Annotated in this window: 9 protein-coding genes; all 9 read left to right on the top strand. The window is 29.6% G+C overall.

The features are described 5' to 3' along the window. Positions 1-30 precede the first annotated feature (30 nt). The 9 genes from RH99_RS16250 (at position 31) to RH99_RS16210 (ending at position 9,913) form a co-directional block, all read left to right on the top strand. Complete coding sequence (locus RH99_RS16250) at positions 31-456, top strand: PTS sugar transporter subunit IIA (RefSeq protein WP_010240702.1); 426 nt, start codon at positions 31-33, stop codon at positions 454-456. Between the two features lies 1 nt (position 457). Further along, entirely contained in the window at positions 458-931 is a 474-nt protein-coding gene (locus tag RH99_RS16245) for a mannose/fructose/sorbose PTS transporter subunit IIB (protein WP_010240700.1), read from the top strand. Positions 932-961: 30 nt separating this feature from the next. Continuing rightward, positions 962-1,795 carry a PTS mannose/fructose/sorbose transporter subunit IIC gene (locus RH99_RS16240; RefSeq protein WP_010240697.1) on the top strand — a complete coding sequence of 278 codons (834 nt, stop codon included), beginning with the start codon at positions 962-964 and terminating at the stop codon, positions 1,793-1,795. A 27-nt stretch (positions 1,796-1,822) separates the two neighbouring features. After that, positions 1,823-2,665 (top strand): PTS system mannose/fructose/sorbose family transporter subunit IID, encoded by an 843-nt coding sequence (locus RH99_RS16235; RefSeq protein ID WP_010240694.1) that lies wholly within the window; start codon positions 1,823-1,825, stop codon positions 2,663-2,665. 94 nt (positions 2,666-2,759) lie between these two features. Continuing rightward, positions 2,760-4,022: a zinc-binding dehydrogenase gene (locus tag RH99_RS16230; RefSeq protein ID WP_010240692.1), complete on the top strand. Its 1,263-nt coding sequence runs from the start codon at positions 2,760-2,762 to the stop codon at positions 4,020-4,022. A 303-nt stretch (positions 4,023-4,325) separates the two neighbouring features. After that, positions 4,326-5,177: a MurR/RpiR family transcriptional regulator gene (locus tag RH99_RS16225; RefSeq protein ID WP_010240690.1), complete on the top strand. Its 852-nt coding sequence runs from the start codon at positions 4,326-4,328 to the stop codon at positions 5,175-5,177. A 482-nt stretch (positions 5,178-5,659) separates the two neighbouring features. Continuing rightward, the gene (glmS, locus tag RH99_RS16220; RefSeq protein WP_010240688.1) at positions 5,660-7,489 is read left to right on the top strand and encodes a glutamine--fructose-6-phosphate transaminase (isomerizing); all 1,830 of its coding nucleotides are present in this window, start codon (positions 5,660-5,662) and stop codon (positions 7,487-7,489) included. A gap of 335 nt (positions 7,490-7,824) precedes the next feature. Then, entirely contained in the window at positions 7,825-8,484 is a 660-nt protein-coding gene (locus RH99_RS16215) for an HAD family hydrolase (protein ID WP_010240686.1), read from the top strand. Positions 8,485-8,932: 448 nt separating this feature from the next. After that, positions 8,933-9,913, top strand: a complete 981-nt coding sequence (locus tag RH99_RS16210) for a sugar-binding transcriptional regulator (RefSeq protein WP_010240684.1) — start codon at positions 8,933-8,935, stop codon at positions 9,911-9,913. The last annotated feature ends 497 nt before the right edge of the window (positions 9,914-10,410 follow it).

Raw genomic sequence — 10,410 nt, 5'->3', positions numbered from 1 at the left:
TGATTAATTATTGAAAGGAATGATTTTAAAATGATACCTATTATTATAGCCGCTCATGGTAAATTGGCAGGAGAACTACTAAATTCAGCAGAAATGATTTTTGGTAAGCAGGAAAATGTAGAAACCATATTGTTTGTACCAGGAGAAAATACGGAGAATCTAAAAGTTAAATATAAAGAGAAATTGGCAAATTTTAAAGATTCAAAAGAAGTATTAATTATAGTGGATTTATTTGGTGGGAGTCCATACAATGCAGCCTTTGAAGTTGCAGCAGCAAATGAAAATATTGATATTCTAACGGGTGTAAGCTTGCCAATGTTATTAGAAATTTTATCTATTAGAGATGGTGAAAATATTAAAATTGAAGATATAGTAAAAACTATAAATGAGAGCTCAAATTCATATATTCGCTCTTGTAAACAATTACAAAAAGATATAGATGAGGAGGAATTATAAAATGATAATTAATTTAGTGAGAATAGATGATAGATTAATCCATGGACAAGTTGCTACAGTGTGGTCAAAGGAAGCAAAAGCAGAAAGAATAATTGTTTGTAGCGATCAAGTGGCAAATGATGCAGTTAGAAAATCTTTATTACTTCAGGTAGCGCCACCGGGAATTAAGGTAAATGTACTTGGAATTGATAAGGCTATACGTGTTTATAAAAATCCTAAATATGAAAATGATCAAGTGTTTTATTTGTTTACATGCCCTAAAGATATATTAAGAATGGTTGAAGGAGGTGTAGATATTAAAAGTGTAAATATCGGCGGAATGGCATTTAAAGAGGGTAAAAAACAGATAACTAAGTCTGTTTCAGTAGATGACTCAGATAGAGAAGCTTTTAAAAAGTTAAATGACTTAGGAATTGAACTAGAAATCAGAACATTAGCCACAGATTCCAAAGTCAATGTTATGGATAAATTATAAAATTCACAATAAAAATTAGGGGGGCTTCTTATGGAAATAGGTACAGTTCAAGTTGTATTAATATTTATTGTATCCTGCATTGTTGGAATGGGGAGTGTTTTAGATTCATTTCAAACCCATCGTCCTATTATTGCATGTACATTAATAGGTCTAGTATTAGGGGATGTTAAGACTGGAATTATATTGGGTGGTACTCTAGAACTTATAGCTCTTGGATGGATGAATGTAGGAGCTGCACAATCACCTGATTCAGCCTTGGCAAGTATAATTTCTGCAATATTAGTAATAGTAGGCCATCAATCAATTTCAGCAGGAATAGCTGTTGCATTGCCGGTAGCAGCTGCTGGACAGGTTTTAACAGTATTTGCAAGAACTATTACAGTTGCTTTTCAGCATGCAGCTGATAGATATGCCGAAAAGGGTAATTTTAGAGGTATAGATATATGCCATGTTTCTGCATTGATAGTTCAAGCTTTACGTGTAGCAATTCCCGCATTAATAATTTCTATTTTTGTAAGTCCAGAAGGAATAAGTAACCTTCTAGGTATGATACCTAGTGTAGTTACAGGGGGCTTACAGGTAGCTAGTGGATTTATAGTAGTAGTTGGATATGCCATGGTTTTAAACATGATGGGCACAAAGTATTTAATGCCATTCTTCTATTTAGGATTTGTAGTAGCAGGCTTTATCAGTTTCAATTTAGTTGCTTTTGGAGTTATAGGAGTAATAGCAGCAATTTTATATGTCCAGCTAAACCCTAAATTCTCTATACCTAAATTTAGTAAAAATTCCAATGTGGTTCAAGCAACTGCTGGAACACAAATTGGGTTAGATGATGAATTAGATGATGAGTTAGATGATTAAATATAAATAAGATGGGAGGTAATCGATATGGCTAATGAAAATAATAATGAAAAGAAACTTACCAAAGCAGATCGTGTAAATATGTTTATACGTAGTAATTTACAGCAAGCATCGTTTAATTATGAAAGAATTCATGGATTGGGTTTTTGTTTTGATATGGTTCCAGCTATAAAAAGACTATATGCCACTAAGGAGGAAAGGATAAGGGCTCTAAAGGCACATCTAGTATTTTTTAATGTTACACCAGGACTTGTAGGACCAATTCTAGGAATAACTGCTGCAATGGAAGAAACTAAAGCTAATGGAACAGATATAGAAGAATCATCAATAAATAGTTTGAAAGTTGGTTTAATGGGTCCATTAGCAGGAGTAGGAGACCCTATAATGTGGGGAACTTTACGTCCTATATTGGCGGCACTTGGTGCATCTATGGCCTTAACAGGAAGCATATTAGGTCCACTTATATTTTTTATTGGATTTAATGCTGTTAGATTGGCATTGTTATGGTTTGGACTTGACTATGGATATAAAAAAGGGCTAGATGTAGTAAATGATTTAGCTGGAAATACATTACAAAAATTAACAGAAGGTGCTTCTATTCTTGGATTGTTTGTTATGGGTGCATTAGTTTCTAAATGGACTAGTATAAATGTTCCATTGGTAATTTCATCAGTTAAAGGACCTGATGGAAAAATGGTTGTCACTACTGTTCAAAATATGTTAGATAAGTCTTTTATTCCAGGATTATTGGCGTTAGCTTTAACTTTAGTATGTATGAGGTTACTTAAGAAGAAAATAAGTCCAATTTTATTAATATTTGCATTATTCGCTATTGGAATACTTGGCTATTGGATAGGCATATTAAAGTAATTCTCAATAATGTGTACAGGTATAAACGTTCGTAATAAGTAGAGAAGAATTAGGATTATAAAAGATATTAAACATTTAAGGAGTGGATTTGTAAATGAAAACTAAAGCAGTAAGATTATATGGAAAAGAAGATTTAAGATTAGAAGAATTTGAATTGCCAGAAATGCAAGATGATGAAATTATAGCTGAAGTAATTAGTGATAGTTTATGTATGTCAAGTTATAAAGCATCAGAATTAGGGGGAGATCACAAAAAAGTACCTAATAATGTACATGAAAATCCAGTAATTATAGGACATGAATTTTGTGGAAAAATTTTAAAAGTTGGGAAAAAGTGGTCTCATAAATATAAAGAAGGAGATAAATTTGTAATACAACCTAATCTTGGAGTAGAAGGAGGATTAGCACCTGGATATTCCTATAAATATATAGGTGGAGATGCCACCAAAATTCTTATTCAAAATGTAGTTATGGAAAATGATTGCTTATTAGAATATAATGGAAAGTCATATTTTGAAGGTTCTTTAGTTGAACCATTATCTTGTGTTATTGGTGCATTCAATGCTAATTTCCATATGGCAGATGGTGAGGATTATGAGCACAAGATGGGAATTCGTGAAGGTGGGAATCTGATATTACTAGGGGCAACTGGACCAATGGGATTCCTAGCTATTGATCTTGCTTTACATGGTCCTAAAAAGCCTAAAAATCTTGTTGTTACCGGAATTGTTCAAGATAAAATAGATTTGGCTAATAAATTATATACAGAAGAAGAAGCAAAAAAACAAGATATAAACCTAAAATATATTAATACTAGTGATATAGAAAATGATGTAGAATATTTAAGAGGACTTACAAAAGATAATTATGGTTACGACGATGTATTTGTTTTTGCACCAGTAAAACCTTTAGCAAAATCTGCTTCGGGCTTATTAGCTTATGATGGTTGCTTGAATTTCTTTGCTGGTCCAGTAGATAATAAATTTTCAGCTGAATTTAATTTTTATGACGTACATTACAATTCAACTCATGTAGTAGGTACAAGTGGAGGAAATACAAAGGATATGAAACAAGCACTTAGATTGATTGAAAATGGAGATGTAAATGTGGCAAAGATTGCTACACATATCCTTGGTCTGAATGATGTGGCAAAAACTACATTAAGTCTTCCAAACATACCTGGAGGTAAAAAGGTAGTATATACTCATAAATCATTAGAATTAACAGAAATAGAAAATATGAAGAATATAAATAATGATAATTTTATTAAAGAATTGAATAAAATAGTAGATAATCATAATGGATTATGGAATGCAGAAGCTGAGGAATATTTAATAAAATATGCTCCAGAAATATAAAAAATATATTTTATATTAAATAGAGAAGCAATTAATAATAAAAAACAGGCTAAACTTCAATAGTTAGTCTGTTTTTTATTAAATATAATTTTTAAGACATAAATTATCTAAGAGACAGTGAGATATATTTAATTATATAAAAAATTATTTTCTGTATCGTAGTATTGACGAAAAAAAACACTTCATTTATCATTAAATTAAGAGAAATTAGACTTAAATATTGAAAAAGTATATGAATGAATTTGAAATTTAATAAGAAATAAAGCGCTTTTTTGATAAATTTAGTAAAGGGGCTATAAAAAATTGTTAAATAAAGAAAAAAATGTGTTGGATAAAATTCTTTCAGTATATGGAACCTTGTATGAAGCAGAAAAAAAGATTGCAGATTATGTTATAGACAATCAGCAAAAGGTAATTGATATGACAGTTTCAGAATTATCTTTTGAAAGTGGTGTCAGTGAAGCTACTATAATTAGATTTTGTAAAAAATGTGATTTTAAGGGTTTCCATCATCTAAAGATAGAAATGGCAAAGGAAATGGTGACTTCAGAAGAAAAGAATATATCAAATGATTTGAATTCAAATAATATAGATCAATCACTTAAAAATATATTAGCAAATAAAGTTGAAGAAATAAAACAAACTATATCCATGATGGATGAAAATGAGATTAAGAAAATATTAAATGTAATTAAAAATGCAAGAATTGTTCAATTTGCAGCGCTAGGTAATACTATACCTGTAATTTTGGATGGGGCATATAAATTTAGTCAAATAGGAATATCCGCGGTGGCAAATACTATTTGGGAAAATCAGCTTGCTTTTGCGTATACATTAACTGAAAAGGATGTGGTTATAGCTGTATCTAATTCTGGATCAACTAAAAGACTTATAACTTTAATTGATGTTGCAAATGAAAAACATGCTACAACAATTTGTATAACAAATCATGAAAAGTCGCCTTTAGCTAATAAATGTCAATATAAAATAAATACAGCTACAAGGGAAAAGCTATTCTTCGACGAATTTAGTTTTACTAGAGTATCTGCTATGGTTGTTGTAGAAGTATTATTTTTATTATTAGTTTCAGAAAAAAGAGATGCATATAATTGGGTTAGTGAACATGAGGGATCTATGGTAGACGATAAAATTTAACTTAAAAAATTAAAGATATAAAAAATATTTGAGAGTTTTGATTCCAGAAGTGGGAAGTTCTTTTTAGGACTTTTCACCTTTACTTTTTGTAGAAATTCTAGAGTCATTGATTTTAAAAATATTAGATTGTAATAATATCCTTATTTTCATATTAATTTATTATGGTATAAATTAAATTCAGACTTAAGTTGCACAAGATTAGGTTTTATGTATAATATATAATATAAGGCTTTTAAAAATTGTATATTAAGCGCCAGAACTTAAGAATATGAAATCTTAATTCATTAGATTTTTTTGAATTAATTATAAAATTTCAGAAAAAACTTAAGTTGACGAGGACAAGGAGTATCGAAAATTCGGCGGATACCTTGCGGTATGGCACTACCGGAAATATTGGAAAAACCAAAAAGTGATTTTTGGGACAATACTAATATGGTGCTTGGAAGCCTTGAAACTAAAAGTTGAAAGGTAGGTATAATTTTATGTGTGGAATAGTTGGTTATGTTGGAGAAAAAAATGCAGAATCTATTCTATTGAACGGTTTAAGAAAATTGGAGTATAGAGGGTATGACTCAGCAGGAGTAGCAATTATCAATAAGAAAGGTGAAATGAACCTAGCTAAAAGTAAAGGTAGATTGGTAAACTTAGAAACTAAATTAAAACAAGATCCATTAGAGGGCGGTGTGGGCATAGGTCACACAAGATGGGCTACTCATGGAGAACCATCAGACTTAAATTGCCATCCCCATACTAATAAGAAGAAAACCATTAGTGTTGTTCACAATGGTATAATTGAAAATTATTTGGAATTAAGAGAGTTTCTTATCTCAAAAGGTTATGAATTTTATTCAGAAACTGATACAGAAGTAGTTCCTAATCTTATTGATTATTATTATAAAGCTAATCTTTTAGATGCAGTTATTGAAGCTACTTCAAAAATTGAAGGAAGTTATGCATTGGGAATTATGGCAACTAATGAGCCTGGAAAGGTGGTTGCAGTTAGAAAAGATAGTCCGCTTATTGTAGGTGTTGGAAAAGGGGAGTACTTTATTGCTTCTGATGTTCCTGCAATTTTAGATTATACAAGAGACGTAATTTATTTAAATGATAAAGAGTTTGTAGAAATGACAAAGGAAGAAATTAACTTCTATTCTAAAGAAGGTAAGAAATTAGAAAAAGAGGTACAGCATGTGACATGGAATGCTGATGCAGCTGAAAAGGGTGGATTTGAGCATTTCATGATAAAGGAAATACATGAACAGCCAAGAGCAATAAGGGATACTATGGCATCAAGAATTATGCCAGGGAAACCAATAAGTATAGATAATATTTCATTAACAAAAGAGCAGATAGAAAATATAGAAAAAATATATATAGTAGCTTGTGGAACTGCATATCATGCAGGCATTGTAGGAAAATATGTAATTGAAAAAATGGCAAGAATACCAGTAGAAGTAGATATTGCATCTGAATTTAGATACAGAGATCCAATTTTTTCTGATAAAACATTATTAATTGTATTGAGTCAGTCTGGAGAAACTGCAGACACATTAGCAGTAATAAGGGAAGCAAAAGCTAAAGGCGTAAGAGTATTAGCTGTAACAAATGTAGTGGGAAGTTCTGTATCAAGAGAAGCCGATGATGTCCTATATACTTGGGCCGGTCCTGAAATTGCTGTTGCATCTACAAAGGCTTATACAACTCAGCTTATTACAATGTATATATTAGGATTATTTTTAGCACAAAATAAGAATACAATGACTAGTGATGAAATTGAAGATATAAAAAATAGTATGTTAACTTTGCCGGAAAAGGCAGAAGAAGTATTAAAGCAAAAAGAAGTATTACAAAAGTTTGCTGAAAACACCTATATGCATAAAGATATGTTTTTCTTGGGAAGAGGAATTGATTATGCTGTAGCAATGGAAGGTGCATTAAAAGTAAAGGAAATTTCATATATACACTCAGAAGCCTATGCTGGTGGAGAATTAAAGCACGGCACAATAGCTTTGATAGAAAAGGGAACTATAGTAATTGCACTTGCTACTCAAAATGATTTGTATGAAAAGATGTTAAGTAATGTTAGAGAAGTAACAACAAGAGGTGCTAAAGTACTTGGCTTAACAGTTGAAGGAAATGACAGTATAGAAAAAACTGTGGATTCAGCACTATATGTACCAAAGGTAAACAGTGTTTTATTGCCTGTAGTTACAGTTATATCATTACAGTTACTAGCATACTACATTGCGGCTGCAAAGGGATGCGATATTGACAAGCCTAGGAATCTTGCAAAATCAGTTACTGTGGAATAGAGTTTATATTGGTTTGAAATTTCAGTAAAATTATAGTTTTAATTCAAAATTTTTACAAAATTTTAAGTTTACGTCTTTAAGCCATTTATAAGTACTAGTTTGATTAAACTATCTTACAAAGTTACATGGTAAAGCAATAAGAGCTATATGTTTCTAAGATAAAATTAGAAATGTATAGCTTTTATTGTTTTACTTATATATTCAAATTTTGTTATCAATAAGAAAATAAAGAAGAGATGAATTTATTGAAAAATATTCGGTATTATATAATTAAGTATGATACAATGAATTTATATTGTATAGGTTTACTTGTGGCTTAAAGGGGGAAATAATAAATGAGTAAAATAGAACTTGTAATTTTTGATATGGATGGTCTTATGTTTAATACTGAGGAACTTACCATAAGGGCATGGCAAGAGATAGGTAAATTATATAATTATGACATTTCCAAAGAATTCCTTTTAGGGTTGCTCGGAATGAATAAAAAATCAATTGAAGCTCAATTTAAAAAGTATTTTGGTGATAAATTTTTTTTTGATTATATGTATAGTGAACAGGACAAATGCCTTAATAGAATTATTGATAAAGAAGGACTTGGTGTAAAGAAAGGGCTTAATGAGTTACTAGATTATTTGACTAAGAATGAAATAAAAAAAGCTGTAGCAACCTCAAGTGCTAGAGAAAGAGCTGAAAAACTACTTTCTAAAGCAGGAGTATTAGATAATTATGATAAAGTAATATGCGGAGATGAAGTTACAAAAAGTAAACCAGATCCAGAAATATTTTTAACAGCATGTAAGAAATTAAATGTGGATCCTGGTAATGCAATTGTGATTGAGGATTCAGAAAGAGGGTTAGAAGCTGCTATTGCTGGTGGAATAAAATGTATATTGGTTCCTGATATGATTGAACCTTCTGAAAGATACGTAAAATTAGCACATTCAAAGGTTAAGAGTTTAATGGAAGTTATGAATTTAAAAGAGCTCTTTTTATGATTTTATAAGTTCATTAAATAATATACAATTATATAAAAAATAATATGTATATGACCTAGGATTTATAGACTTTAACTTAAGGTTCAATATTAAATGTATGTAGATTAATTTAATTAACGATAAGAAACCTTAAGTTATAATATGTTTTTATTATAGAGAATAACTAAGGTTTCTGTTTTTTATTTTTGTAGCGTAGAATAAAACTTATATTATATTATATTTTAAAACATAAGGCATATGAAAATAAATAACAAGTCAAATATACTAGCATACTGACTAGTTATTTATTTGAATGTGCCTAAGTGTAAATGCAAGCATATTCACAAATGTGCAAATATATATTATAATAAAGGTGTTATTAATATTTTTTAATAATAAAATTAAATACTAGTAAAAATGTGATAAAGTAAATCAAATATTATTTTAAGAAAGTAGCGAGGCGAGACATATGTCAAAATGGGATGAAACAAGAATGTTAGTAAAAATAGCACAACTATATTATATAGATAACATGACACAAAGTGAAATATCTAAAAAACTAGGTATTTATAGAACTACGATAAGTAGACTTTTAAAAAAGGCTAAGGATGAGGGGATAGTAAGTATTACTATAAAAAGTGACTATAACCAATGTTTTGAATTAGAAAAGCAGATAGAAAAAATCTTTGGAGTTAAAGAGGCTTGTATAATACCATCGGAACCTAAACAAACTAATGTTGTAAAGTCTCAAGCTCTTGGATATGCAGCAGCAGAATATTTAAAGAGAATAAGTAAAGATGGCGATGCTATTGGATTTGCGTGGGGAACCACTTTAGCGTCTATGTCAAGAGAGTTAACAAATTGTAAACCAATATCTGCTAACATTGTTCCTTTAGTTGGGGGGTTTAGTGATAGTGAGAGTGAGAATCATGTAAGTACTATAGTTTCTAAAGTGGCAAATGAGTTTAAAGCAAAAGCTCATTATCTTTATGCTCCAGCTATAACTTCTGATAAAATTATAAAAGATGCAATAGTAAAGGATACAAACTATAAAAATATATCTCAGCTTTGGGAAATAGTAAATATAGCTTTTGTAGGTATAGGATCGCCAGGTAAATCATCTAATTTATTATGGAATAGTGAGTATAGAAATAGTAGTACTATGAATGTAAATAATAATAATGCTACAGGAGAAATATGCTCAAGGTTTTATGACATAAATGGAAATATAGTTGACAGTGAACTCAATGACAGAACTATTGCTATAGAATTAGACAGATTAAAAAAATTAAAATATTCTGTAGGAGTAGTAGAATCACATGAAAAAGTTCCATCAATATTAAGTGCATTAAAAGCAAAGTTTATTAATGTGCTAATTACTACAGATGAAACTGCTAGATTACTTTTGGAACTGCGTAGTCAGATTAAAGGAGTTGAGATTAAAAAATAATTTTAATTAAAAAACTATTAAATGTAAAGGATATCATAAGAAAAATAATATCCTTTACATTTAATAGTTGTGTACCGAACAGTACGCACAAGTGGTGTAAGAGGTCGCTGAATAAAATAATTATTCAGCTCCTACTTGATTTTATGAAATTATTAAGGTGTGTGAAAATATATAGAAAGACAAAGATATGACTTATATTTTCAATCATAAAATTTATAATTTTACTAGTGGCTGTTATATTATTGACAATAACAAATATTTAAAGTTTATATTATTATATAATGCATTCATTGGTTAAATATTTAACAATTAAATATACTGCAATATTTTAATTAATGGTTTACATGTGGCTAAATATTTAAATTTAACAATTTTACAATATAAAAATATAAATAATATTAAAAATTTGATTGACATTTAACAAACAATAATAGATAATATGCATATGTACATTAGTGCTATATTGCACATTGGTGCAATATAGCTTTTAAAAATTT

The organism is Clostridium arbusti SL206 (assembly GCF_000246895.1).
GTDB lineage: Bacteria > Bacillota > Clostridia > Clostridiales > Clostridiaceae > Clostridium_I > Clostridium_I arbusti.
Note: the sequence above shows the minus strand (reverse complement) of the source record. Positions and strands in the feature narration are given on the sequence as shown.

What these genes read in the sequence shown, in the direction of transcription:
- RH99_RS16240 (WP_010240697.1), top strand. Translation starts at nt 962, where the DNA reads ATGGAAATAGGTACAGTTCAAGTTGTATTAATATTTATTGTATCCTGC.
- RH99_RS16210 (WP_010240684.1), top strand. Translation starts at nt 8,933, where the DNA reads ATGTCAAAATGGGATGAAACAAGAATGTTAGTAAAAATAGCACAACTA.
- RH99_RS16230 (WP_010240692.1), top strand. Translation starts at nt 2,760, where the DNA reads ATGAAAACTAAAGCAGTAAGATTATATGGAAAAGAAGATTTAAGATTA.
- RH99_RS16250 (WP_010240702.1), top strand. Translation starts at nt 31, where the DNA reads ATGATACCTATTATTATAGCCGCTCATGGTAAATTGGCAGGAGAACTA.
- RH99_RS16235 (WP_010240694.1), top strand. Translation starts at nt 1,823, where the DNA reads ATGGCTAATGAAAATAATAATGAAAAGAAACTTACCAAAGCAGATCGT.
- RH99_RS16245 (WP_010240700.1), top strand. Translation starts at nt 458, where the DNA reads ATGATAATTAATTTAGTGAGAATAGATGATAGATTAATCCATGGACAA.
- RH99_RS16215 (WP_010240686.1), top strand. Translation starts at nt 7,825, where the DNA reads ATGAGTAAAATAGAACTTGTAATTTTTGATATGGATGGTCTTATGTTT.
- glmS (WP_010240688.1), top strand. Translation starts at nt 5,660, where the DNA reads ATGTGTGGAATAGTTGGTTATGTTGGAGAAAAAAATGCAGAATCTATT.